General features: G+C 73.3%; 17 protein-coding genes and 1 tRNA gene. 14 read left to right on the top strand and 4 right to left on the bottom strand.

The window, feature by feature from the left end:
* The first annotated feature begins 67 nt into the window (after positions 1–67).
* From tmk to AC07FA_RS09865, 5 genes are all read left to right on the top strand, one after another.
* A complete protein-coding gene (gene tmk / locus AC07FA_RS09885; RefSeq protein WP_479074403.1) occupies positions 68–3,346 on the top strand; it encodes a dTMP kinase in 3,279 nt (1,092 codons plus the stop codon).
* A 238-nt stretch (positions 3,347–3,584) separates the two neighbouring features.
* Positions 3,585–4,790 carry a DNA polymerase III subunit delta' gene (locus tag AC07FA_RS09880; protein WP_479074402.1) on the top strand — a complete coding sequence of 402 codons (1,206 nt, stop codon included), beginning with the start codon at positions 3,585–3,587 and terminating at the stop codon, positions 4,788–4,790.
* 85 nt (positions 4,791–4,875) lie between these two features.
* The gene (locus AC07FA_RS09875) at positions 4,876–6,405 is read left to right on the top strand and encodes an alpha/beta hydrolase (RefSeq protein ID WP_479074401.1); all 1,530 of its coding nucleotides are present in this window, start codon (positions 4,876–4,878) and stop codon (positions 6,403–6,405) included.
* Positions 6,406–6,547: 142 nt separating this feature from the next.
* Positions 6,548–6,621, top strand: a tRNA-Thr gene (locus AC07FA_RS09870).
* Between the two features lie 65 nt (positions 6,622–6,686).
* Entirely contained in the window at positions 6,687–7,571 is an 885-nt protein-coding gene (locus AC07FA_RS09865) for a sulfurtransferase (RefSeq protein ID WP_479074400.1), read from the top strand.
* A 157-nt stretch (positions 7,572–7,728) separates the two neighbouring features.
* Here the strand turns inward: AC07FA_RS09865 and AC07FA_RS09860 are convergent, their stop codons facing one another.
* Positions 7,729–10,206: an ABC transporter permease gene (locus AC07FA_RS09860; RefSeq protein WP_479074398.1), complete on the bottom strand. Its 2,478-nt coding sequence runs from the start codon at positions 10,204–10,206 to the stop codon at positions 7,729–7,731.
* On the bottom strand, positions 10,200–10,952 hold the full coding sequence (locus AC07FA_RS09855; RefSeq protein WP_479074396.1) for an ABC transporter ATP-binding protein: 753 nt from the start codon (positions 10,950–10,952) through the stop codon (positions 10,200–10,202). Before AC07FA_RS09855 ends, AC07FA_RS09860 begins: the two co-directional genes overlap by 7 nt.
* Positions 10,953–11,101: 149 nt before the next feature.
* Between AC07FA_RS09855 and AC07FA_RS09850 the strand changes: the two genes are divergently transcribed.
* Together AC07FA_RS09850 and AC07FA_RS09845 are read left to right on the top strand one after the other, a co-directional pair.
* Entirely contained in the window at positions 11,102–12,415 is a 1,314-nt protein-coding gene (locus AC07FA_RS09850; RefSeq protein WP_479074394.1) for a sensor histidine kinase, read from the top strand.
* A gap of 13 nt (positions 12,416–12,428) precedes the next feature.
* Positions 12,429–13,073: a response regulator transcription factor gene (locus tag AC07FA_RS09845; RefSeq protein ID WP_479074392.1), complete on the top strand. Its 645-nt coding sequence runs from the start codon at positions 12,429–12,431 to the stop codon at positions 13,071–13,073.
* A gap of 61 nt (positions 13,074–13,134) precedes the next feature.
* Here the strand turns inward: AC07FA_RS09845 and AC07FA_RS09840 are convergent, their stop codons facing one another.
* Positions 13,135–13,818: a phosphotransferase gene (locus AC07FA_RS09840; protein ID WP_479074391.1), complete on the bottom strand. Its 684-nt coding sequence runs from the start codon at positions 13,816–13,818 to the stop codon at positions 13,135–13,137.
* A 200-nt stretch (positions 13,819–14,018) separates the two neighbouring features.
* On the opposite strand from AC07FA_RS09840, the gene AC07FA_RS09835 reads away from it, so the two are divergent.
* The 4 genes from AC07FA_RS09835 to AC07FA_RS09820 all read left to right on the top strand — a co-directional run bounded on the left by AC07FA_RS09835 (position 14,019) and on the right by AC07FA_RS09820 (position 18,503).
* Positions 14,019–15,395: an alpha-lytic protease prodomain-containing protein gene (locus tag AC07FA_RS09835; RefSeq protein WP_479074389.1), complete on the top strand. Its 1,377-nt coding sequence runs from the start codon at positions 14,019–14,021 to the stop codon at positions 15,393–15,395.
* Between the two features lie 57 nt (positions 15,396–15,452).
* A complete protein-coding gene (locus AC07FA_RS09830; RefSeq protein ID WP_479074387.1) occupies positions 15,453–16,295 on the top strand; it encodes a dioxygenase family protein in 843 nt (280 codons plus the stop codon).
* Positions 16,296–16,459: 164 nt separating this feature from the next.
* A complete protein-coding gene (locus AC07FA_RS09825; protein ID WP_479074386.1) occupies positions 16,460–16,969 on the top strand; it encodes a SigE family RNA polymerase sigma factor in 510 nt (169 codons plus the stop codon).
* A gap of 70 nt (positions 16,970–17,039) precedes the next feature.
* On the top strand, positions 17,040–18,503 hold the full coding sequence (locus AC07FA_RS09820; RefSeq protein WP_479074384.1) for a hypothetical protein: 1,464 nt from the start codon (positions 17,040–17,042) through the stop codon (positions 18,501–18,503).
* 14 nt (positions 18,504–18,517) lie between these two features.
* Here the strand turns inward: AC07FA_RS09820 and AC07FA_RS09815 are convergent, their stop codons facing one another.
* On the bottom strand, positions 18,518–20,224 hold the full coding sequence (locus tag AC07FA_RS09815) for a bifunctional 3'-5' exonuclease/DNA polymerase (protein ID WP_479074383.1): 1,707 nt from the start codon (positions 20,222–20,224) through the stop codon (positions 18,518–18,520).
* An 86-nt stretch (positions 20,225–20,310) separates the two neighbouring features.
* Here AC07FA_RS09815 and AC07FA_RS09810 point away from each other — a divergent pair, with 86 nt between their 5' ends.
* From AC07FA_RS09810 to AC07FA_RS09800, 3 genes are all read left to right on the top strand, one after another.
* Positions 20,311–21,228: an NADP-dependent oxidoreductase gene (locus tag AC07FA_RS09810; RefSeq protein WP_479074381.1), complete on the top strand. Its 918-nt coding sequence runs from the start codon at positions 20,311–20,313 to the stop codon at positions 21,226–21,228.
* A 139-nt stretch (positions 21,229–21,367) separates the two neighbouring features.
* Positions 21,368–22,549 (top strand): DUF2786 domain-containing protein, encoded by a 1,182-nt coding sequence (locus tag AC07FA_RS09805; protein ID WP_479074380.1) that lies wholly within the window; start codon positions 21,368–21,370, stop codon positions 22,547–22,549.
* A 93-nt stretch (positions 22,550–22,642) separates the two neighbouring features.
* Positions 22,643–24,829, top strand: a complete 2,187-nt coding sequence (locus AC07FA_RS09800; protein WP_479074379.1) for an FUSC family protein — start codon at positions 22,643–22,645, stop codon at positions 24,827–24,829.
* Positions 24,830–24,831 lie beyond the last annotated feature (2 nt).

The following is a 24,831-nucleotide window of genomic DNA, read 5'->3' as shown; positions in this document are numbered from 1 at the left end:
GCGCCCCCGCGGCCGTATGTTCGGACGGGGCCAACGGTGACCGCACCGCTCCGGATAGGCTGGGCGGATGACGCGAGCCGAGCAGCCAACGGTCGTGAGCCCCACCTCCGACACACTTGCCGCAGACTCACGCGAGCGCGCCGTACGAGCACTGTTGCGTGTTCCCCCGCTGAAGCGGTTGTGGAGCGCCCAGCTCGTCGGCAGTATCGGCGATGCACTCGCCCTTCTCGTGCTGGTGCTGATGTCGCTGCAAGCGGCGGTCCTGGAGGGCTCATTCGGAGCCGGATACCGAGGGGCGGCCTTCGCGGTCGCCGCGGTGTTCGGCGTCCGGATTATTTCCACGGTGCTCTTCGGAGCCGTACTCCTGGGGCCACTGACGTCGCTCACGGGCCCGGGCGGCCCGGTGGACCGGCGCTGGCTGATGATCGGGGTGGACGGGCTGCGACTCGCTCTCCTGGTCGTCGCACCGCTGTGGATCGACTGGATGCCCGACCAGGCACTCATGATGATCCTGATCACCGTCTTCGTCACCGGCGTCGGTGAGCGGCTGTGGACGGTCGCGAAGGAGAGCGCGGCCCCCGCGCTGCTGCCAGCCCCGCCCGCCGAAGGCGCCGCCGTGCGCCCCCTGCCCGACCACCTCGACGCACTGCGCAGGCTCTCCCTGCGTACGAACTTCCTCGCGATCCCCGCCGCCGGAGCGGCCCTGCTGATCGCCACCCTGATCGGCAATCTGCTCGGTGCGGGACTCGACTGGTTCTCGTTCCACCAGGCGGCACTCGGTTCGTACGTCGCGGCCGGACTGTTCTCCGCCTCGATCTCGACCCTGTACTTCCTCGAACTGCCCGGTACGCCGACCCCCCGCCCGCGTTCGCCCCTGGAGGGCCTGCGCCGTCCGGCCACCGGCACGGGACCCGACAAGGGCCGCACCGGCACGGTTCCGCTGGTCGTCGGCGCCTGCGCCGCGGTCGCGGGGGCGATCGCCGCTGCGGCGGCGGTCTCCGTACTGCACGCGCTCGACCTGGGCGGCGGCCCCGCCACGTTCGCGCTGCTGATCCTGGCGCTGACCGGCGGCACCGGCCTCGGTATCCGTACCGCGCAGAAGGTGCTGCCCACCCTGTCGCGGCGCCGTCTGCTGGCCTTCGCCACCGCCGTCACCGGAGTCGCGCTCCTCACGCTCGGCCTGGTGCCCGACACGACGACGGGGCTGCTCCTCGCGCTCCTCGCCGGTTACGCGGCCGGTGTCGCCGCCGGCACGGGGCACACGCTCATCGACCAGGAGACCGAGGAGTTCCGGCAGGCCAGGACCACCGAACACCTCCAGGCCGTCGTCCGGGTGCTCATCGCGCTCGGCGCCGTCGGCGGCCCGCTGCTGGCCGCCGCCATCGGCCGGCACCGCCTGGTCTCCGGTGACTTCGTCTTCGCGCACGGCGGGGCCGCGTTCGTGCTGATGCTCATCGGCGCGCTGCTGCTGCCCGTGGCCGCGGTGCTCCTCGCCAAGACGGACGACCGCGCGGGTGTGCCGCTGCGACGCGATCTGCGCGAGGCGGTGCGCGGCGGCGATCCCACGGTCGCGCCCGCCGCCACCGGCTTCTTCCTCGCCCTGGAGGGCGGCGACGGGGCCGGCAAGTCCACCCAGGTCGAGGCGCTCGCCGAGTGGATCCGGGCCAAGGGCCACGAGGTCGTCGTGACCCGCGAGCCGGGAGCGACGCCGGTCGGCAAGCGGCTGCGGTCGATCCTGCTCGACGTGTCGTCGGCCGGGCTCTCCAACCGGGCCGAGGCCCTGCTGTACGCCGCCGACCGCGCCGAGCACGTCGACTCGGTCGTGCGTCCGGCGCTGGAGCGCGGTGCGATCGTCATCTCCGACCGGTACATCGACTCGTCCGTCGCCTACCAGGGCGCGGGCCGTGACCTGTCCCCGACCGAGATCGCCCGGATCTCCCGGTGGGCGACGAGCGGCCTCGTACCGCATCTGACCGTGCTGCTGGACGTGGACCCGGAGACCGCGCGCGAACGGTTCACGGAGGCGCCGGACCGTCTGGAGTCGGAGCCGCCGGAGTTCCACGCCCGGGTGCGTTCCGGCTTCCTCACCCTCGCGGCGGCCGACCCCGTCCGCTATCTGGTGGTGGACGCCGGCCAGGAACCGGCAGCGATCACCACCGTCGTACGCCACCGGCTCGACCGGCTCCTTCCGCTCTCCGAGGCCGAGATCAAGGCCCAGGAGGAAGCGCGCAGGGCGGCCGAGGAAGAGGCCAGGCGCAGGGCCGAGGAAGAGGCGGCCCGCAAGGCCGAGGAGGAGCGGCTGGAGCGCGAGCGGCAGGAACAGCTCGCCAGGCTCCGTGCCGAGGAGGAGGAGCGCAAGCGCCGCGAGCTGGAGGAGGCGCGGCAGCGCGAGGCCGAACGGCAGGCCGAGGAGGCCCGGCTGCGGGCCGAGGAGGCACGCCGTCTCGCGGAGGAGGAGCGCGCCAGGCGCGAGGCCGAGGAGCAGGTGCGCGCGGCCGAGCAGGAACGCCTTCGCAGGCAGGCCGAGGAAGAGGCGCGGCTGCGCAAGGAGGCGGAGGCACGACGCCTTGAGAAGCAGCGCAAGGCGGAAGAGGCCCTGCTGAGGGCCGAGGAGGCACGGCGTCAGGCGGAGGCGGAGGCCGCGTCCAGGGCAGAGGCCGAGGCCGCGTCCAGGGCGGAGGCGGAGGCCGCTGCTGCTGCCGCTGCCGCCGCTGAGGAAGCGGAGCGTTCGGAACGTTCGAAGCGCTCGCGGCCCTCCGACCGGTCCGGGCCGTCCGTGCCCGACAACGAGCTCACGGTGCCGACGCCGGTCATCGGGGCGAACGAGGTCACCCAGCCGGTGCCGTCGCCGGTGGCGCAGCCGACCGAGCACCCGCACTCCGAACGCTCGGACCGCTCCGACCGCTCGGACCGCTCGGACCGCTCCGACCGTTCCGACCGCTCCGGCCGTTCGGCCGGGGACGACGCCGATACGGCCATGCTGCCGCGGGTGAACGACCCGGCCGCGCGCCGTCCGGCACGGGACGCGGACGAGACGGCGGTTCTGCCGCCCGTACGGGACGAGGCGCCGTCCGACCGTGTGCCGCCGGGCATCTTCCGTGACGAGCGCCCCGCCGCGCCCGCCCCGGAGAGCGAGAACGAGCGCACGCGCGAGCTGCCGCAGATCGGCGAGGACCCCCGGGCCACCCGGGAGGCGTACGACCGCCAGGCCCGCCAGAAGCGCCCCCGGCCCGACTGGGCCGAGGAGACGCCGCTGGACGACCTGCCGTCCCTGGCCGACGAACTGCTCGGCGGCCACGACGAGGATCAGGGTCCGTCCGGCCGGGGCCGCCGTCCGCGCGGCTGACCGACCCGCCTGGCTGACCGATCCGCCCGGCTCTCTCATCGGCGGGCCCGGAATTCCGGGCCCGCCGATGGCGTGGGAGCGGCAGCCGTCCCGGGAGCGCCCGTCGGCCGGCCCGTGCCGACCGCCGGAAAGCCGGGATTGTCAGACCCTTCCCCCACAATGGGAATCCGGCTCGACGCATCACCCCACCCCCGCCAGCGCTCGACGCACCACCACACCACCGGAAGGGCGGTGACCCATGACCGTATGGGACGACCTCGTCGGACAGGACCGGGTGCAGGAGCAGCTGGCCGCTGCCGCCCGTGACGCCGATGCGCTGGTCACCGCCATCTCCACCGGCGAGCCCGTGCCGCCGGGCTCGAAGATGACCCACGCCTGGCTGTTCACCGGACCGCCCGGGTCCGGACGGTCCACCGCCGCCCGTGCCTTCGCCGCCGCGCTCCAGTGCACCAGCCCGGACCGGGCCCTCGGCGGCATCCCGGGCTGCGGTTTCTGCGACGGCTGCCACACCAGCCTCATCGGTACGCACGCCGACGTCGACGTCATCCGCACCGACCTGCTCTCGATCGGTGTGAAGGAGACCCGCGAGCTGGTACGCCGCGCCCAGCTCTCCCCGGCCGTCGGCCGCTGGCAGGTCATCGTCCTGGAGGACGCCGACCGTCTGACCGAGGGGGCGGGCAACGTCCTGCTGAAGGCCGTCGAGGAGCCCGCGCCCCGCACGGTGTGGCTGCTCTGCGCGCCTTCCCTGGAGGACGTCCTGCCCACCATCCGCTCCCGCTGCCGTCACCTCACGCTCCGCACGCCGTCCGTCGACGCCGTCGCCGACGTCCTGATCCGGCGGGACGGCATCGATCCCGAGCGGGCCGCCTCCGCGGCCCGGGCCACCCAGGGCCACATCGGTCGGGCCCGTCGCCTGGCCACGGACGAGCGGGCCAGGGCCCGCCGCGCCGCCGTGCTCAAGCTCCCGCTCCGGATCGATGACGTCGGCGGCTGCCTGAAGGCCGCCCAGGAACTGATCGACACCGCGTCGGAGGAGGCCAAGCAGGTCTCGGACGAGGTCGACGTCAAGGAGACCGACGACATGAAGGCGGCCCTCGGCGCGGTCGCGGGAGGCCGGATGCCCCGTGGCACGGCGGGGGTGATGAAGGAGCTGGAGGACAGGCAGAAGCGCCGCAAGACCCGGTCGCAGCGCGACAGCCTGGACCTGGCGCTCACCGATCTGACCGGCTTCTACCGCGACGTACTGGCGCTCCAGCTCGGTTCGCGGATCGCCATAGCCAACGCCGACGCGGAGGACGCGCTCGACCGGATCGCCCGGTCGTCGACCCCCGAGCGCACCCTGCGGCGGATCGAGGCGGTCATCGCCTGCCGCCGGGCACTGGATCGCAACGTGGCACCGCTGCTCGCGGTGGAGGCGATGACGATGGCGCTCCGGGCCGGCTGACGCCGCCGCTGCACGGGTGGGACGGGTATTCACCCGAATGAGCAGGGAATCGGACGAGTCGTCACCCGGCGACTACGCTCCGGGGATGGACACCAGGCGCCTGCTCCGTATCTCCGCCACCGCGCTCGCCACTGCGGGCCTCCTCGTCTCGGGCTGCAGCAGCGGACCGTCGACGACGAGTGCGTCGGCGGCCGGAGCGGCGGCCCCCAAGGACCTCAAGCCGTACTACGCGCAGAAGCTGAACTGGCGGGACTGCGGTGTGGAGGGCTTCCAGTGCGCCACGATGAAGGCGCCGCTGGACTACGGGGATCCCGACGACGGGGACATCAAGCTGGCCGTCTCCCGCAAGAAGGCCACCGGGCCGGGCAAGCGGATCGGCTCGCTCCTGGTGAATCCGGGCGGACCGGGCGGCTCGGCCGTCGGCTACCTCCAGGGGTACGCGGCCATCGGCTACCCGGCACCGGTCCGGGCCCGCTACGACATGGTCGCGATCGACCCGCGCGGAGTGTCCCGCAGTGAGCCGGTCGAGTGCCTGACCGGCAAGGAGATGGACGCCTACACCCAGGTCGACCAGACCCCCGACGACGCCGCCGAGACCACGAAACTGAGCGCCGCCTTCGAGGAGTTCGCCCGCGGCTGCGAGAAGCGCTCCGCCAGGATCCTCCCGCATGTCTCCACGGTCGAGACGGCCCGCGACATGGACGTCCTGCGTGCCCTGCTGGGCGACGAGAAGCTGCATTACGTCGGGGCGTCCTACGGCACCTTCCTCGGGGCGACGTACGCGGACCTCTTCCCGGACCGGGTGGGCCGGCTGGTCCTCGACGGTGCGATGGACCCCTCCCTTCCGGCCATCGACATCAACCGCGACCAGACGGCGGGCTTCGAGGCGGCGTTCCAGTCCTTCGCCGCGGACTGCGTGAAGAAGGAGGACTGCCCGCTCGGCACGACCTCCACGGAGGCGGCGGGCACCGCGCTCAAGCGGCTCTTCACCGACCTGGACGCCAAGCCCGTCCCGACCGGCGAGAGCCGGAAGCTGGGCGAGTCGCTCGCCACGACCGGGGTGATCGCCGCCATGTACGACGAGGCGGCCTGGCCCCAGCTCCGTGAGGCACTGGCGGGGGCCGAGCGCAGTGACGGCTCGGGTCTGCTGGCCCTCGCCGACAGCTACTACGAGCGCGAGCCGAACGGCTCGTACGCCAACCTGATGTTCGCCAACGCGGCCGTGAACTGCCTCGACCTGCCCCCCGCCTTCGACGCGCCGACCGCCGTCCGCAAGGCCGTCCCCAGCTTCGAGCAGGCGTCCCCGGTCTTCGGCAGGGGCTTCGCCTGGGCGGCCCTGAACTGCGGCTACTGGCCGGCCGACCCCACCGGGACCCCCCATCGCACGGAGGCGAAGGGCGCGCCGCCGATCGTCGTGGTGGGCACCACCCGGGACCCGGCCACCCCGTACAAGTGGGCCGAGTCACTCGCGGACCAGCTCTCCTCCGGCACGCTCCTCACGTACGAGGGGGACGGCCACACGGCGTACGGCCGGGGAAGCGACTGCATCGACACGGCGATCAACACCTACCTCCTGGAGGGCACACCTCCCCCGGCCGGCAAGAAGTGCTCCTGACCCGGGCCCGGCCCACGCCCGAACCCTGCCCGCCCCGCGTCTGACCTGCGGATACGGCTCCGGGGGCGGCCGGTACGGAGCACCCCCGGAAACTGTGTAGACTTGGGCCCGCTGCTGATCGCACCATAGTGCGACAGGGCGTGCCGCCTTAGCTCAGTTGGCCAGAGCAACGCACTCGTAATGCGTAGGTCTCGGGTTCGAATCCCGAAGGCGGCTCTTTTGAAGCCCCAGGTCTCACTCACCGTGACCTGGGGCTTTTGCTTTCTTGGGGGGAGAGACGCATGGGTGTGCCGGAGCTGTCGGGGGTTCTTCCCGGTCCGTTGGTCGGTGTGGAGTGGCTCGGGGAGCGGTTGGGGCTGCCGGGGGTCGTGGTGCTCGATGCCTCCGTGGGCGCGAACCGGGGGGCGGAGCGGCGGATTCCGGGGGCCCGGCTCTTTGATATCGACGGTGCGCTGTCCGATCACTCCGGGCCGCTGCCCCACACCATGCCCGGGGCGGAGGCCTTCGCGCGGGAGATGCGGGCGCTGGGTGTCCATGACTCCGACACCGTGATCGTCTACGACGGGGTGGGCATCTACTCCAGCGCCCGGGCCTGGTGGATGCTGCGTGCGATGGGCTTCGACCGGGTCGCCGTGCTCGACGGGGGTCTGCCCGCGTGGGCCGGAGCCGGGCTGCCGTTGGAGAGCGGTGGCGTCCCGGCGGTGTGGGCGGAGGGTGACTTCACCGCTCGGCCGCGCGCCGGGTTCGTCGTCGGGAGCGGCGAGGTCTCGGCTGCCCTTGCCGATCCGGATGCCGTCGTCTTCGACGCCCGGGCCCGGGAGCGGTTCGCCGGTACGGCACCCGAGCCCCGGGCGGGGCTGCGGGGTGGCCATATGCCGGGGGCGGTGAACCTGCCCTTCGTCGAGCTCCAGCGTGACGGACGGATGCTCCCGGCCGCGGAGCTGCGAGCCGCCTTCGCCGGTCTCGCGGGGGAGCGGGAGCGGCTGGTGTTCAGCTGTGGGTCCGGGGTCACCGCCTGTGTGCTGGCGCTGGGTGCCGAACTGGCGGGGTACGGCGGCCTGTCCCCATCCGGTCTGTCCGTGTACGACGGATCCTGGAGCGAGTGGGGGCTGCCCTCGGAGCGCCCCGTCGTGACGGGCGGTTCCGAGGACGGCCGCCTCTCGTGACGGGCGGTTCCGAGGACGGCCGCCTCTCGTGACGGGCGGTTCCGAGGCCGGCCGCCTCTCGTGACGGGCGGTTCCGAGGATGGCCGCCTCTCGTGACGGGCGGTTCCGAGGATGGCCGCCTCTCGTGACGGACGCGTCGAAGGCGGCGGAGGGCGTGTCATTCGCGCATGCCGGCCAGTTCGGCCGGCCGGGTGCGCAGGGCCGCCAGGGCCGGCAGTACGGCGGAGACCGTGGCCAGGGCAGCGCTCGCGGCCAGGAGTGCGGCCATGGTGCCCCAGGGCACGATCACCGGTGAGCTCACGGCGAGCAGTTCCAGGGCGCCCTTGACGCCGAGAAGGTTCAGGGCGGCGACCGCCCCGCCGAGGACGGCGCCCACGGCCACGACCACCAGGGCCTCGACGGCGACCAGGCGCAGGATCTGCGGTTTCGTGGCGCCGGTGAGGCGGAGTACGGCGAGGTCGCGGACCCGGTCCGAGGTGGCCATCACCAGGGTGTTGGCCAGGGCGATGCCCGTGTACAGCAGGGCGATTCCGAGGATCAGGAACAGGCCCGTACGGGTGTTCTCGCTGGTGCGCGGATAGTGCTCGGCGACCCAGGCGTCCTTCGTCAGGACGGGGGTGGCGGTTACCCGGCCGGCCTCTTCCAGGAGGGCGGCGGTGGCCGAACGGTCCGCTCCGGCACGGAGTGCGATGTCGATACGGTCGATTCCGGCGCCCGCCGCGTTCCTCGGGGTCACGTACACCCCGTTGGAGCCGGTGCCGACGCGCAGGACCGCGGCGATGCGCAGCGTCACCTTGCGCCCGTCGCCGAGCCAGACGCTCACCCGCTGCCCGACGGTCCGGGTCTCCCACTCCTCGTTGACGACGATGGAGCCGTCGTCGAGGTCGGTGATCCGGCCGGAGACGACCGGGAGACGGGCGATCCGGGCCAGGGCGGTCGGGTCGACGGCCCTGGCCTCGGACCGGATGAGCGCGGTGCCCTCTTCGAGGACGGTGACGGCGGTGGAGCGCGAGGCGCTGGTCACCGCGCCCGGGATGCCGCGGGCCCGGATGAGGAAGCGCGGGTCCAGCGTGCGGCCCTCGTCGGCCACCGCCATCCAGTCCGCGCGGGTCTGCGATGCCGCTTCGGTGACCTTGGCCCCGCTGATGGTGGCCACGGTGCCGAGCAGGGAGACGGCCAGGGCGACGGTGATGAGGACCGGAGCCGCGACGGCCGCCGTGCGGCGTACCGAAGTGGAGGCGTTCTGCCGGGCCAGCAGACCCGTGGCGCCCGGCAGCCGTGCGGGCAGCCAGGTCAGCAGACGGGTCAGCGGGCGTACCAGGAGCGGGGCGAAGAGCGCGCAGCCGACGATCAGCCACATGGGCTGAAGGACGTACGTCTTCCGCTTCAGTACGTCCCCCGGATCGGTGACCAGCGCCCAGGCCAGCAGCCCCAGGCCGGTCAGCAGGACGGCGGATCCCACCAGGAGGCGGCTCAGCGGCATCGTCCGGCTGTCGACGGAGGACTCGCGGAGCGCCTCGGCGGGGCCGATCCGTCCGGCCCGGTGGGAGGAGACCACCACACCGGCCATCGCGACGAACAGTCCCGTCCAGAAGGCGGCGTGCAGGGGCCAGGCCACGTCACCGACGGCGAACCAGGACGGTGCGATTCCCGCGCCCGTCATCCAGGAGGCGAGCCGGGGTGCGGCGGCGTCGCCGAGCAGGCAGCCCGCCGCCGAGGCGAGCACCCCGATGACGGCTGCCTCGGCGACCACCATGCGGCGTACCTGACCCGGTGTGGCACCGGCCGTGCGGAGCAGCCCGAACTCGCGCCGCCGCTGGGCCACGGTGAAGGAGAACGTCGACGCGACGACGAAGACCGAGACGAAACCGGTGATGCCGGCCGCCGTGCCGAGCATGGCGTTGACGGCGACCAGCGCCTCGCTGTCCCGGTCGGGGTCGGGGTCGGCCCGACGCCGTTCGTCACCGGTGAGGACGGTCATGCCGGGGGCGGCCCCGGCCAGTTGGCGTACGGCGGCGGGGTCGGCGTTCACCACGACCGCGTCGACCGGTGGGGAGATGCGGGCCGCCTCGGCGTCGCTGAAGAACACGGCGCTCTCGAAGCCGGTCGCCGGCACGGTTCCGACGACCGTCCGTACGGCGGCGGCGCCGTACCGGCCGGTGGCGGCCCGGACCCGGTCCCCGACGCGGAGGCCGTGGCCGGAACCCGTCGCGACGACGATCTCGTGCCGAGCCTCGGGGGCACGGCCCGCGGAGAGGCGGTACGGGGTGGCGGCGGCGATCGACCAGGGGTGGCCGACGAGGTCCTCCCCGGTGATCCGGACGGGGAACGTACGGTCCTGGGCCGTGCGGCCCAATGAGGCGAGCCGGGCGGCCAGGTCGGCGGGCACGGGCCGGGGATCGGCGAGTCGCTGCGTACGTTCCCCGACCGGCGTCGCGATACGCAGGGTGTCGGACGCCCGTACGACGACCGGGGCCGCGGCGAACCGTTCCGGCACCCGGTCCGGCGGGCTGAACGTCGCCGCCAGGGCCATCCCCGTGGTGGCGATCAGCCCGACGCCCAGGGCCAGGGCGACGAAGGAGCCGATGAACGTGACCCAGCGGGTCCGCATCGAGCGCAGTGCCAGGCTCAGCACGGGAGCACCGCCGATGCGGTCATACGTGCGGCGACCTGATCCGCCGTCGGCTCGTACAGCTCGTCCCGTACCGATCCGTCGGCCAGGAACACCACCCGGTCCGCATAGGAGGCGGCCACCGGGTCGTGCGTCACCATGATGACGGTCTGGCCCCGGTCGGCCATGGAGCGCAGCAGCGTCAGCACCTCCCTGCCGGTCTGCGAGTCGAGCGCCCCGGTCGGCTCGTCACCGAACAGCACCTCGGGACGGGTGACAAGAGCCCTGGCCAGGGCCACCCGCTGCTGCTGCCCGCCGGACAGTTCGGCGGGCCGGTGCCCGGCCCGGTCGGCGAGACCGACCTGCTCCAGTACGTCACGCACCTCGGACCGCTTTGGCCGTCGGCCCGCAAGCCGCAAGGGGAGCGCCACGTTCTGCGCCGCCGTGAGGGAAGGCAGCAGGTTGAACGCCTGGAAGACGAACCCGACGCGGTCGCGGCGCAGCAGGGTCAGCCGCCGTTCGCTCAGCCCTGTCAGATCCGTGTCCCCGAGGAACACCCGGCCGCCGGTCGGCCGGTCCAGGCCCGCCGTGCACTGGAGCAGCGTGGACTTGCCGGAGCCGGAAGGCCCCATGACGGCGGTGAACGTTCCACGGGGGATGGTGAGGCTGACGTGGTCGAGGGCGGTGACGGCGTCGGCAGGCTTCCCGAAGGAGCGGGTGACCGAACTGAGCCGCACGGCGGGCGGGTCGGCGGCGGGTCGCTGATTCATGAGAGCCAGTCAACCGACGCCTCACGCCGCGCACATCGCAGCGAGGAGGGGTCCTGGAGGTGGAGGTGGCTCCACCTCCACCCAGCACCCGGCGGATGGTGGAGCCAGCTGGGTGGCCGCCCGCGACCAGCACCTTCTACCGTGCGCTCATGCGCTCCCACAGCATCGGTCAGGCTCTTCGAAGGCCCCGCTACCTCCTCGGCGGATGGCCGTGGCGTGCGGCGCTCTATCTGCTCAGCGGGGTCCCGGCCGGGATGGCGGTCCTCGGCTGCGTCCTGCTGCTGGCGGTCGTGGGCAGTGCGCTGACCCTCGTACTGATCGGGATTCCGCTCCTTCTGATGCTCGCGCTCACCGGTGTCCCGGTGGCCGCGCTGGAGCGCCGGCGGCTGCGGCTGGTCGACCCCGCTCCGATCGCTGATCCGCACCGCGACCCGGACCGCACCGGCCTGACCGCGTGGGTGCGGACACGGCTGCGGGAGCGGGCCACCTGGCGGGAGCTCGGCTTCGCGCTGCTGTTCGCCTGGGTGCTGTGGCCGTTGGAGGGGCTGGTGATCGGGACGGTGCTCGCGGTCTGCGGCGGACTGCTCTCGACGCCGGTCGTGATGGCCGTGGTCACCGGCGGCGAGGAGGTACGCGTACTGAAGCTGGGCCTGGCCGAAACGTATCCGCAGGCGTGCGCCGCTGCGCTTCTCGGGGCCGTACTGCTGGCTGCGTCCGCCTACCCGGTGGGGCTGGCCGCCGCGGCCAGGGGTGCGCTGACCCGGTGGATGCTGTCCTCGCGCGGCAGCGGGACCGACGCCAGGATCGTGGAGCTGGGGCGGTCGCGGATGCGGCTGGTGGACGCGTTCGAGGCGGAGCGCCGGAGGATCGAGCGCGATCTGCACGACGGGGCGCAGCAGCGGCTCGTCGCCCTGTCGATGACGCTGGGCCTTGCCAGGCTGGAGAGCCCGGCCGAGCCACTGGGCGGACTGCTGGCCAAGGCGCACGACGAGGCCCGGGCGGCGCTGGTCGAGATCAGGGAACTGATCCAGGGAATCCACCCCCAGGTGCTCACCGACCGCGGTCTCCAGGCAGCGGTCGAGGACCTGGCGGACCGGTCGGCTGTGCCTGTGGACGTGGAGTTCGACCTGCCGGGCCGGCTCCCCGAACATGTCGAGACAGCTGTGTACTTCGCGGTCTGCGAGGCGCTCGCCAATGTGGCCAAGCACAGCGGGGCCGGCCGGGCCGAGGTGCACGGCCGCGTGACGGAGGGGGCGTTGGTGGTCGAGGTCCGGGACGACGGGACGGGTGGTGCGGCCACGGCCGGCGGCACCGGGCTCCAGGGGGTGGCCGACCGTGTCTCGGTGCTGGACGGCCACCTGCTACTGTCCAGCCCGCCCGGAGGACCGACCGTATTCCGGCTGGACGTTCCCGTGCACGCCCTGGTCGGGCACGCCATATCCCTTACGCCCGCCGCCCCATGACGTTGAGGATCTGATGTTGCGCATCGTGCTGGCCGAGGACAGCGTGCTTCTGCGGGAGGGCCTCGTCGGTCTGCTGGAGCGGTTCGGCCACCAGGTCGTGGCGGGTGTCGGCACCGCCGACGAGCTCACCGCCGCGGTCGAGGAACACGGGCCGGACGTCGTCGTGACCGATGTGCGCATGCCGCCAGGCTTCTCCGACGAGGGCCTGCGGGCGGCCGTCGCCCTGCGCGAGGCCCGGCCGCGGCTGCCCGTGCTCGTCCTCAGTCAGTACGTCCAGCGGGCCTACGCCGAGGAGTTGCTCGACTCCTCCGACGGCACGGGCGTCGGCTATCTCCTCAAGGAGCGGATCGGCAACGTGGAGGAGTTCGTCGACGCGCTCCAGCGGGTCGCCGACGGCGCCACCGTGGTCGACCCGGAGGTCGTACGCCACCTGCTCAGGCACCGCCGTGATCCGCTGTCCCGGCTCACCGCCCGCGAGCAGGAGGTGCTGGCGCTGATGGCCGAAGGCCGCTCGAACGCCTCGGTGGCGCAGGCGATGTCGGTCAGTGAGGGCACGGTCAGCAAGCACTTCGGCTCCATCCTGACGAAGCTCGACCTCTCGCTGACGGACGAGACGAACCGCCGCGTGCTCGCCGTACTGGCCTACCTGCGGGGGTAGGTCTCCCGTTCGGATCGGGCCCGGACTCGCGTGCCCTGGTGCCGTACCTCGGGGCGTGTCGTCAGCCCGTCGCGGTGCCGACCAGCTCCGCCGCCTCGTCGAGCACCGCCAGCTCCCGCTCGCTCTGGCACGGGTCCGCGGCCCGGAGCGCCCTGGCGCGGGCCAGGGCGCCGACGGGTACACCGCCGTCCTCGGCGAGCCGGCCGACCAGCTCCCCCAGCAGACCCCGGACGGCGGCGCCGGCCGGGAACGAGGGATCGAGCGAGACCTGGGCCAGGATCAGGCACGACATGGCCCGGTCGAGCTCCGGCGGGCCTTCCGAAGCGGTGCTCCAGTCGATCACCATCGGACCGTGGGGCGTCAGCATCACGTTCTCCGGATGCAGATCGAGATGGATGATCCGGTCGTCCGGGTCGTGGGAGAGCCGGGGCGGGATCGCGTGCAGCTCCCGCAGGAGCCGCGCCAGCGTCTCGGCGCCCTCCGGCCCGCTGAGCGTGCCCGCGAGCAGGGCCTCCGCCATCGTCGGGCCGGTCAGCCGTTGCAGCACCAGGTCGGATGCGGGCATCGAGGGGCCTACGGGCGGACCTATGCGGGGGACCGGGAATCCGGTGGCGGAGAGGTAGGCCATGACGGCCAGTTCAGGCGTGGCGTCGGTGCCGTCGCGGTAGCGGCGCAGGACCCAGGACTCGTCGATCGCGTACACATCGGCGGTGCGTCCTGAGCCCAGCGGTTGGCCTGTGTGCATGAGGGGAACCTACCCGGGCCGCCGTCCGAGGGGGAGTCGCCGGGGCATGTGCACGTCCTCGTCCGGGGGCGCCCCATAACGCGAAGTGAGGGGGCGGACGGGATCTCCTCGGCCGACGGGTGCGCGGCTACGGTTTCGGCAGTCCCCGACACGGCCTCCCCGCCGTGGAGCCCAACACCCCCCACACCAAGGAGAGTTACGTGGAGATCACCGCACTCCGCAGACGCGCGCTCATCGCGTGCACCGCCACCGCGGCGGTGGGCGCGCTCGCCCTGGCAGGTCTGACCGGCACCGCGTCGGCCGACCCGACGGGCGCCGCCGTCCCCTCCGTGGCGGCGGCCGGGCAGGTGTCACCCGGCCTGATCGAGGCCATGCGGCGCGACCTCGGGCTGAGCGAGGAGGAGGCGAGGAGCCGGATGGACGACGAGTACCGGGCCGCGGCCGTCGCCGCGGGGCTGGAGAAGTCCCTCGGCGCCAGCTTCGCCGGTGCCCGGGTGAGCGGTGACAGCGCCACGCTCACCGTCGCCACCACCGACGCCGCGGAGGCGGGACGCATCACCGCCGCGGGCGCCGAGGCCGAGGTCGTCGGCCACAGCCTGGACCGCCTCGAAGCCGCCAAGGCCGCGCTGGACCGCACGGCGCGGAGCGAGGCCCCCAGGGACGTGCCCTCCTGGTACGTCGACGTGCGCACCAACCGGGTCGTCGTCAACGCGGCGGACGCCTCGGCCGCGGACACCTTCCTCGACGCCGCCGGTGTCTCCCGCTCCCTCGTGAAGGTCAACCGGTCCACCGAGCGGCCGCGCGCCCTCGCGGACCTGCGCGGCGGCGACGCGTACTACATGAACGGCTCGGGCCGCTGCTCCATCGGCTTCCCGGTCAGACGCGGTACGCAGAACGGTTTCGTCACCGCTGGCCACTGCGGCAGGGCCGGCACGACCACCAACGGCTACAACCAGCAGGCCCAGGGCTCCTTCCAGGCATCCACCTTCCCCGGCCGCGACTACGCCTGGGTCGCCACGAACACCAGCTGGACCCCGCGCGCCCTGGTGAACGGGTACGGCAGGGGCGACGTGACCGTCACCGGCTCCACCGAAATGCTCGAAGGCGCCTCCGTCTGCCGCTCGGGATCCACGACCGGCTGGCACTGCGGCACCATCCAGCAGCGCAACACCAGCGTCACCTACCCCGAGGGCACCATCTCCCCGGTGACCCGCACCAGTGTGTGTGCCGAACCGGGCGACTCCGGCGGCTCGTTCCTCTCCGGGAGCCAGGCGCAGGGAGTCACCTCCGGCGGTTCCGGCAACTGCTCGTCCGGCGGTACGACGTACTTCCAGCCGGTGAACGCCGCGCTCCAGGTCTACGGGCTGACCCTGATGACCAGCGGCACACCGACCGACCCGCCCACCGATCCCACGGACCCGCCGACCGAGCCGGGCGGGACCTGGGCCGCGGGCACGGCGTACGCCGCCGGCGCCACGGTCACGTACGCGGGAGCGACCTACCGCTGCCTCCAGGGCCACACGGCCCAGCCGGGCTGGCAGCCGCCGAACGTACCGGCGCTGTGGCAACGGGCCTGACCGCCTGACCGGACACCTCCCCTCCGTACGTCCTCTCCCCCATCCGAGGAATACGCCATGACTCCAGCAGCAAGCGACAGCACCCCGAACGAAGAAGTCCCCCACGACCGCCGCATCAGCCGCAAGAGCCTCCTGAAGGCCGCGATCGTCGCGAGCGCCGCCCCGCTGCTCGCCGGAGGAGGCGTCGCGCTCGCCCGCGACGCCGGCTCCGACGGCGGGCTGCTCGCCCCCACCCCCGCCTGCGACGACGGGGACGACCCGACGCCGCCACAGATGGAGGGCCCGTACTTCAGGCCCAACTCCCCGCGCCGCACCAGCCTGGTGACGACGGGGACTCCTGGTGTGCCGCTGACCGTCAGCGGTTACGTCTTCGGCCGGGCCTGCCGGCCCGTCCCCGGAGTGCTCCTCGACTTCTGGCAGGCCGACACCAACGGTGCGTACGACATGGCCGGCTACGCCTTCCGCGGCCACCAGTTCACCGACGCGAACGGGGCCTTCACGCTCACCACGGTCGTGGCGGGCCTCTATCCCGGACGCACCCGGCACATCCATGTGAAGGCCCAGGCCCCCGGCCACCCGGTGCTCACCACCCAGCTGTACTTCCCGAACGAGCCGCGCAACGCCACCGATTCCCTCTTCGACCCAGCGCTGCTCATGAACGTGCGTACCGCCGGGAACGGCAGGCAGGGCACCTTCGACTTCGTCCTCGACCTCGCCCAGACCCCCGGCCCCACCGACCCGCCCACGGACCCTCCGGGCGGTACCTGGTCGGCCGGGACCTCCTACCGCGCGGGAGACCGCGTCACCTACGGCGGTGTCGCCTACCGCTGTCTGCAGGGCCACCTGGCCATGACCGGCTGGGAACCGCCCCATGTCCCCGCGTTGTGGGAACGCGGGTAGACGCGGCAGCAGGCGGGCACCACCGCCCCGAAGGGTCCCGTCCACGCGGTCAGCCGCGCGGGCGGGACCCTTTCCCAGTCCCTCTGAAACATTTGCGGGCGCCCGACGCGTCGAAGGGGTGTGGGGGCGGGGAGCGGGACACGGACCGGACGAACGGGGAGGGCATGAGGACGTCGCGCGCGGACGACTTCGGAGAGTTCGCGGCTGGTCGTGCGAAGCATCTGTATCGCTCGGCATGCCTGCTGACCAGTGGGGACGAGCATCTCGCCGAGGACCTGGTGCAGGAGACCCTGGGCCGGATGTACGTGCTGTGGGGCCGCGTCCACCGGATCGACAACCCGGCGGCGTACGCCCAGACCGTGCTCGTACGCACGTTCCTGACTCACCGGCGACGCCGTTCCGCGGCCGAGCGCCCGCAGGCGGAACTGCCGGACAGCGCGACGGCCCAGGGCAGCGATCCGGCGTTGCGGCTGGCGCTGCTCCAGGCGCTGGCGCAACTGGCGCCGAAGGACCGGGCGGTGGTGGTGCTGCGCTACTGGGAGGACCGGAGCATCGAAGAGACCGCCGAGGCACTCCAGGTCAGTTCGGCGGCGGTACGGACCCGCTGTGTGCGGGCGCTCGGGAAACTGCGCGAGCAGCTCGGCGGCAGCATCGCGGAGTTCGCGCTCCACTGACGGCGCCGCACCGACGGCATCCACGCAGAACTCACTCAGACGCACTCAGCCCGAGAAGTGGTGGTTTCCCATGCCCTTTGAAGACGAACTCAGCGAGGAGCTCCGCCGTGCGGGGGAAGCCTTCGAGCTCACCGACTGCCCGTCGGTGGTGGACGGCGGGCTGGCGGCGGGCCGCCGCGCCCTGCGGCGGCGCCGGGTGACGGCCATGGCGGGAAGCGTGATGGCACTGGCCCTGATCGGCGTGGGCGGGGCCTTCGCCGGCGGCCTGATCGGCGGGTCCGGTACCTCGGCCGACCTGGCGGGCGGACAGCGGTCCGTCCTGCCGGGGTCCGGGTCCGGGTCCGGGTCCGGGTCCGGGGTCTCCGGGGCCGAGATGGCCGACACGCTGGAGAGCCTGCTGCCGAAGGGCGCGACCGCTCAGGCGGTGGGCCAGGGAACCGATGCCGTGCGCGACCGCGGTCGTGCGACGGCTTCCGTCGTCTACGACGACGGGAAGGGGGAGGCGACGGTCTCGGCCTCGCTGTATGTCACTCCGGAGCTGGAGAAGGACGCGAAGGGCATGCCGCTGTGCCGGGAGGACGCGAAGTTCTGGGCGAACGAGCCCACGGGCAGGAAGCCCGAACTCGGCATCATCGGCAGCGAGGAGGGCGTCGGCAGCAAGGCGGCCCAGCAGAGGGTCATGGCGTGCGCGGTCCCGGTGGGAGGGGACGGGAAGCCGGAGAAGGGGGGCCCGGCGGACAACGGTGAAGGGGACGAGGGGATCACGTCCTCGCGGTACGTCTACCTCACCAACAGCGGTGTCACGGTGGACATCCGCGCGTACAACGGCATCGTGGGCGCACGGGCGAAGCCCACCCGGCCCGAGCCGCCCCTGGGCACGGATCGGCTCGTCGCCCTGGGCAAGGCCGCGGAGTGGCGGGCGCTGGCCCTCCGGCTGAAGGCGGCCCTGGCGCACGACGACGGGAAGTCCGCGAATCCTCCGGCCCCGGCCCCGTCGTCGGCCTCGCCGGTGGCGACCGCGCGACCGCCGCAGACGGAGAAGCAGGAGACGCCGGAGAAGCAGGAGAAGGCCGCGAGGCCGGGGGACGGCCTGCCCGTTGCCCCCGCACTCGACTACACCCGCCTCATGCCCACGTTCCTGGGACTGCTGCCCAAGGACCTCCGGGTTGTGGAGAAGCGGCCCGATGGCGACGAGTACGCGTACGTCATCGTGGACGACGGCAAGGGCAGGTCGCTCGTCCAGGTCAATGTGCAGCGCGACATGCGGGACGTCGCCGATCAGCTCTACACCGGCGCGGAGACGCTGCCCGACGGCACGAAGGTCATGACCACGCAGGAGCCCGGTGAGAAGGGCGGCGAGGGCGTCGTCCAGTGGACGGCCGACACGATGCGCCCCGACGGCATGCGCGTCGTCGTCTCCGCCTTCAACTCCGGCGAACAGTCGGCGGCCGCCACCCGGGCCGAGCCCGCGCTGACCATCGAGCAGCTCACCGCGCTGGCAACCAGCACGGAGTGGCTGAAACTCCAGAAGTAAGGGCCATCAGGGCCTCACTTGGCGTCGGAGTACCGCTCCACCACCGCCGTCGTGAACGGAAACCGCACCGGTGTGTCGCCGAAGGCGGTCCGCCCGGCCAGTTCCCCGGCCGCGCGGATCGCCTCCACCACGCGCTCGGCCTCCTCGGCCGGGCAGTGCACGATCACCTCGTCGTGCTGGAAGAAGACCAGTTCGGCTCGCGACTCCCCGGCGGTGAGCGTCCGTCGCAGAGCGGCCAGGAGCAGCAGTGCCCAGTCGGCGGCGCTGCCCTGCACCACGAAGTTCCGCGTGAAACGGCCCCGGGCCCGGGCGTTCGACGAGGCGTAGCCGGGGGTGACGTCGGGGTCGCCCGAACCGCCACCGCCCGGCAGCTCCCCGGCCTCCTGCGGGATGCCCGCCTCCTCGTCCTCCCCGGCCCCGGCGGCCGGAGGGCTCGTCCGGCCCAGCCAGGTCCGTACGAGCCGGCCCTCCTCACCGGCCTTCGCCGCGTCGTCGACGTAGGCGACGGCCTGCGGGAACCTCCGGCGCAGCGCGGCCAGGTTCTTCAGCCCGTCGCCGGAGGTCTGGCCGTAGATCGCGCCGAGCAGGGCGATCTTCGCGTGGTCGCGGTCGCCGTGGAACGCCCGGTCGGACAGCGCCTTGTAGAGGTCGCCGTCATGGCCTGCCACCTCCATCAGGCCCCGGTCGCGGGAGATCGCGGCCAGGACGCGCGGCTCCATCTGGTCGGCGTCGGCGACGACCAGTCGCCAGCCCTCGTCCGCGACGACGGCCTGCCGTATGACCTTGGGGATCTGGAGGGCCCCGCCGCCGTTGGTCGTCCAGCGGCCGCTGACCGTGCCGCCCGGCTGGTACTCCGGCCGGAAGCGGCCGTCACGGACCCAGTCCTGGAGCCAGCTCCAGCCGTGCGCCGTCCAGATCCGGTACAGCTTCTTGTACGCGATGAGCGGCTCGACGGCCGGGTGGTCCAGCTCTTCGAGCTCCCAGCGCCGTGTCGACTTCACCTTGATCCCGGCCTGCGCGAACGCCTTCAGCACGTCGGCGGGCAGATCGGGGCGCACCCTCCTGCCGAACGCGGCCGACACCTCGTCCGCCAGCTCGGCCAGTCGGCGGGGCTCCCCGCCGCCCGCGTACCGCTCGCCCAGCAGTTCGTGCAGCAGGTCGCGGTGCACGTCCGCCCGCCAGGGCAGGCCCGCCCTGTTCATCTCCGTGGCGACGAGCATGCCGGCCGACTCGGACGCGGTGAGCAGCCGCATGCGGCCCGGATGCGACGCGGCGTCGTGACGGCGCAGCTGCTCGGCGTAGACGGCGAGGAGCGCGTCGAAGGGGACGTCCGTCCCCGACCGCGGTTCGAAGAGGGAGGACTGCGACCCCGGCTCGGCGGAGCGGGGCGGCGGATCGGGCGGCACGGGCGCGTTGCGCAGACGGGCCCAGGCGGCGGCCGCTGAGCGGGGCTCCCCGAAGCGCCCCTCGTGGCCGAGCAGCAGCAGCTCGGCGCACTCCACGTCGTAACACCGCTCGACCCGGACGCCGGCGGCGAGCAGCCGTGGATAGATCTCGGCGGTCGACCGCCAGACCCAGCGCACCACGTCGGGCCGTGACCGGACGGCCTCGGTGAGGTCGGGCTCGGCGAGGACGGGGCCGGCGGGCAGCCCGTCCCGGTCCAGCGGTGCGAGCAGCGCACCGCCGCCCTCTGCCGTGGCCAGAGCCCAACGATCGGTCATGGACCGAGTCTGGCACCCGCCACTGACAACGGCCCGGACGGCGGCTCCGGGTCGCAGGACCGAATCCGGGCCGTGAGGATCGACGCATGGAAGCGATCGTGTACGAGCGGTTCGGGGGTCCCGAGGTGCTGCACCTGGCCCAGGTGGACGAGGTGCACCCGGGACCCGGCCAGGTGCGTGTGGAGGTCAGGGCGGCGGGGGTCAACCCGGTCGACTACAAGATCCGGCGCGGCTGGATGGAACAGGTCTTCCCCACACCGTTGCCCGCCACGCCAGGCAGTGACTTCTCCGGAGTGGTCGACGAGATCGGTGAGGGCGTCACGGCGTTCGCGCCCGGCGACGAGGTGCTCGGCACGAGCGTCACCGGCTCGTACGCCACCCACGCGCTCGCTGACGTGCGAACCATCGTCCGCAAGCCGGAGGAGCTCGACTGGGAGGCCGCCGCCGCGCTGCCGGTCGCCTCCGAGACGGCCGCCCGGGTACTGGACGAACTCGCGGTGAACGAGGGCGACACCCTGCTGCTGCACGGGGCGGCCGGAGCGGTGGGCTCCGCGGCGGTCCAGCTGGCGACGGCCCGGGGCGCCACGGTCATCGGCACCGCGTCGCCGGCCAACCACGAGTACCTGCGGGTCCTCGGCGCGGTCCCGGTGGCGTACGGGGAGGGCCTGGTCGACCGGGTCCACCAGGTCGCGCCGCAGGGTGTGGACGCGGTCTTCGACGCCTCGGGGCGGGGTGCGCTGCCTGACTCCATCGAGTTGCGCGGCGGCACCGGCCGGATCGTCACCATCGCGGACGCGGATGCCGCGAAGCTGGGGGTGGCGTTCTCCTCCGCCGTCGGCGCCCCGCCGGGCGCACACCTCGCGGAGAGCGTCCGCCTGGCGGCGGCGGGGGAGCTGCGGGTGCCGGTGGCCCAGACGTTCGCCCTGTCCGATGCGGCGAGGGCGCAGGAGGCGAGTGAGGCGGGACATGTGCGGGGGAAGCTGGTTCTGCTGCCCGGCATGTGAGGCGCGGGGCCCGGAGCCGCGCTCCGGGTTCGGGCAGGGGCGGGCGCAGGCAAGACCGCCGCCAGGCCGGGGCAGGAAGTGGGCGGGCAGGGGCAAGACCGCCGCCAGGTCATGCCCGCACCCCACCTACCCTGACCTCATGGAACCGGTGATCGACCAGGCATTCGCAGCAGCCCTGTACGCGCAGGACGACACCGGCCTGGACACCGGCGCCTCCCTCCTGGCCGCCGCCCCCACCGCCGACGACGAGGTTCACGCCCGCGGCGAGGAGTTCGTGCGGCGCGCCTGGGCCCGCGGCTGGCAGCCCGCCGACCTCGTACGGATCGTCCGGCGGGACCTGGACGAGAGCGGGGCCGCGCTCGTGGCCACCCTGATCACGGCCGAGACCGCCGGGTACCCGCACCTCCCGCCCCGCTGGGCCGACCAGCTCGCCGCACTGCCCGCCCCCGTGCCCCGGAACCGCCCCGACCGCTTCTCGTACGCCTCCGCCCTCCTCGACCTGTACCGCGTGCTGCTGCGCCTCCCCGCCATCGAGCCCGTCGGCCCGGCCCCCGGGACCGCCGCCGACCGCCTCCACCAGCCGCCCGCCCATGGCGAATCCCGCATGCTCACGCGGATTCGCGCGCTCCTGGCGAAGGCGGAGGGGACCGGCTTCCCCGAGGAGGCGGAGGCCCTCACCACCAAGGCGCAGGAGCTGATGGCCCGGCACAGCATCGACGAGGCGCTGCTCGCCGCCCGTACCCACAGCGACGAGACGCCGGGCGCCTGCCGGATCGGGGTCGACGCCCCGTACGAGACGGCGAAGGCGATCCTGCTCGACGCCGTCGCCTCCGCCAACCGCTGCCAGGCCGTCTGGAACAGCGAGGCCGGCTTCACGACGGTCGTCGGCTTCGAACCGGACCTGGAGGCGGTGGAACTGCTCTTCACCTCCCTGCTCGTGCAGGGCACGTCCGCGATGACGAAGGCCGAGGCCGGCCAGCGCGCCGGCGGTCGCAAGCGCACCAAGACGTTCCGGCAGTCCTTCCTGATGGCGTACGCCCAACGGCTCGGCAGCCGCCTCGCATCCGACACCGCCCGGGTCACCGCCGCGGCGGACGCGGGCGACGACACCGGGACCGGCACGGAACAGGCCACCCCCGGCAGCCTGCTGCCCGTGCTGGCCGCCCGGGACGTCGCGGTCACGGACGCGGCCGAGCGGATGTTCCCGAAGACGACCACCACCCGCGTACGCGGCGCCACGGACATCGACGGCTGGACCCACGGTACGGCCGCCGCGGACCGGGCCCGGATGGGTGGAAGCGGGCCGGGCATCGACCGTTGAGCGGAGGATGAGCCGTTAAGGCCCGTTCATCCGCTCCAGTCGTCCTTGTCCTGTATTGCGGCCGGGCTCGGCCTTTGCGGCTAGGCTCGGCCCATGAGCTGGCTCCGGGCGCTGAAGGAGACCGCCCGCTCGGGGCTGACGTTCGAGCGGCGGCGTCTGGAACCGCTCATCGCGCTCCGCGGGGCCGCGGGTCTGGCCCTCGTCCTCGGGACGAGCCTGGCCCTCTTCGGGCCCGTGATCGCCGCCAGCTCCGCGTTCGGCGCGTACCAGGCGGCGATCGCCACCTTCCAGCGCAGCTGGCGGCCCAGGCCCGTCCTCGCCCTGGTCTCCGGTGCCAGCCTGGCCGTGTCGACCTTCATCGGCTACCTCACCGTCTCGCAGACCGGCCTGTTCGTCGCCCTGCTCGTGCTCTGGACGTTCGTGGCCGGCCTGGCCTGGGCGGCGGGACCGACCGCGGGCATCATCGCCTCCTCCAACGTCGCGATCATGCTGGTGACGATCACTCTGCCCACCTCCGTCGCCGAAGCGGCCGTGCACGCCGCGATGATCGCGGTCGGCGGCGTGGTCCAGGCCGCGCTGATCATCCTGTTCCCGGTACGCAGGTGGGGCGCCCAGCGGGACGCGCTCGCCGATGCCCTCGCCGGTGTGGGCGACTACGCCCGACGGCTGCGCCACGATCCCCTGGCCGACTTCGACCCGGTCCTGATGATGACCGCCCGCAGCGCCGCCGCCGTCACCCCCCGGCAGGCCCGTCGCAGGCCCGCCGAACTGCACGGGGCCCGCGGGGTCGCCGAACGGATCAGGCCCGTGCTGGCCTCGCTCGCGGACCCCGCGCTGGGCGTCCCGGCGGAGGGGCCGGAACGCGACCGGGCTCGCGAACTGCTCGGGGCCGCCGCGTCCGTGCTCGACGCGGCGGCCCGCGCGATCCGGCAGGGCGACCCGGTGCGGCTCCCCGCGCCCGCCCTCGCCACGCTCAGGACCCCCGACACCGAGGTGATCTTCACCGGCCCGCCCCGCCGCGCCGCCGACCGGCTCACCGCGCTGCTCGACGACGTCATCGAGATCGCCGAGGGCGCCGGCACGGGAGACGGGGAGACCGCCGTCCCGGACGCCCCGCACCGCCGCCGCCCCACGCTGCTGCGGCTGGTCCCCGTCGTGCTGAGGTCGATGCGGGGCGAGCTGCGGCGCGGGTCCCCGATCCTGCGCCACGCGATCCGGGTCTCGGCGGTCGTGGCGGCGGGCTACCTGGTGGGCGCGGCTCTGCCGTTCGGCCACGGGTACTGGGCGCCGATGGTCGCCGTCATGGTGATGCGCCCGGACTTCTCGCAGACGTACTCCCGTTCCGTGGCCCGTTTCGGCGGCACCGTCGTCGGGGTCACGCTCGCCAGCGTCATCGTGCAGACCGTCCGCCCGGACGCCACGCTCTCGGCCGCCCTCTCGGTGGTCTGCGCCCTGCTGATGTACCTGCTGATGCGCACGGGCTACGCGATCAGCCAGATCTGTGTCTCCGCCTACGTCGTCTTCCTCCTCGGGATGGCGGGCGACGACTGGTCGCAGACCGTCAGCGAACGAGTCGGCCTGACCCTCGCGGGCGGCATCCTCGCGATGGTCTCGTACGCCATCTACCCGGCCTGGGAGACGCCGCGGCTGCGTAACCGCCTGGCCGACTGGCTGATCTCGGACGGCCGTTACGCGGCCACGGTCGTCGACCAGTACGCCGATCCGGCGGCCAGGAGCAACGAGGACGTACGCGCCGCCCTGCTGGCGACCCGGGAGGCCCGGGTCGCCTGGCAGGAGGCGCTGGCGACCGCCCAGTACGAGCCCGTACGCCACCGGGGCATCTCCCGGTCGGCCGCCGACGACGCCCAGCACGCGCTGGCGCGGCTCGGCCGGGTCGCGATGGTGCTGGAGGCGCATCTGCCGGGGAGGTCTGCCGCCCCCGTGCCGGGCGCCGCCGAGCTGGCGGCGGCCCTGCGGAAGGCCACCGAGAGGGGCGCGAAGGCGGTGCGGGAACGCCGTGTACCGGAGTGGGAAGCGGTGCGGGAAACGGTGGCGTACTGGGACACCGAGGAGTCGGGCTCGCACGCCGCGACGACGGAGGGCGCCCCGGCCGACGCCCCTGCGGACGCCCCCGCGGCCGTCCCCGCGCAGCTTCCCGACCCGGTCGTACGCGAGGGTGCCGGCCTGCTCCTCGACGCCCTGGAGGAGTTCTCACGGAGCCTGGACACGGGTGAACGGGACGCGGATGAACGGGGCACCGGCGAGCCGGGGAGTGGATGACT

It is taken from the genome of Streptomyces sp. NPDC045968 (assembly GCF_056430475.1).
This window is presented reverse-complemented; position numbering and strand designations above follow the sequence as displayed.

Coding starts and splice junctions, on each gene's coding strand:
- tmk (WP_479074403.1), top strand. CDS start 68: ATGACGCGAGCCGAGCAGCCAACGGTCGTGAGCCCCACCTCCGACACA.
- AC07FA_RS09880 (WP_479074402.1), top strand. CDS start 3,585: ATGACCGTATGGGACGACCTCGTCGGACAGGACCGGGTGCAGGAGCAG.
- AC07FA_RS09875 (WP_479074401.1), top strand. CDS start 4,876: ATGGACACCAGGCGCCTGCTCCGTATCTCCGCCACCGCGCTCGCCACT.
- AC07FA_RS09865 (WP_479074400.1), top strand. CDS start 6,687: ATGGGTGTGCCGGAGCTGTCGGGGGTTCTTCCCGGTCCGTTGGTCGGT.
- AC07FA_RS09855 (WP_479074396.1), bottom strand. CDS start 10,952: ATGAATCAGCGACCCGCCGCCGACCCGCCCGCCGTGCGGCTCAGTTCG.
- AC07FA_RS09850 (WP_479074394.1), top strand. CDS start 11,102: ATGCGCTCCCACAGCATCGGTCAGGCTCTTCGAAGGCCCCGCTACCTC.
- AC07FA_RS09845 (WP_479074392.1), top strand. CDS start 12,429: ATGTTGCGCATCGTGCTGGCCGAGGACAGCGTGCTTCTGCGGGAGGGC.
- AC07FA_RS09840 (WP_479074391.1), bottom strand. CDS start 13,818: ATGCACACAGGCCAACCGCTGGGCTCAGGACGCACCGCCGATGTGTAC.
- AC07FA_RS09830 (WP_479074387.1), top strand. CDS start 15,453: ATGACTCCAGCAGCAAGCGACAGCACCCCGAACGAAGAAGTCCCCCAC.
- AC07FA_RS09825 (WP_479074386.1), top strand. CDS start 16,460: ATGAGGACGTCGCGCGCGGACGACTTCGGAGAGTTCGCGGCTGGTCGT.
- AC07FA_RS09820 (WP_479074384.1), top strand. CDS start 17,040: ATGCCCTTTGAAGACGAACTCAGCGAGGAGCTCCGCCGTGCGGGGGAA.
- AC07FA_RS09815 (WP_479074383.1), bottom strand. CDS start 20,224: ATGACCGATCGTTGGGCTCTGGCCACGGCAGAGGGCGGCGGTGCGCTG.
- AC07FA_RS09810 (WP_479074381.1), top strand. CDS start 20,311: ATGGAAGCGATCGTGTACGAGCGGTTCGGGGGTCCCGAGGTGCTGCAC.
- AC07FA_RS09805 (WP_479074380.1), top strand. CDS start 21,368: ATGGAACCGGTGATCGACCAGGCATTCGCAGCAGCCCTGTACGCGCAG.
- AC07FA_RS09800 (WP_479074379.1), top strand. CDS start 22,643: ATGAGCTGGCTCCGGGCGCTGAAGGAGACCGCCCGCTCGGGGCTGACG.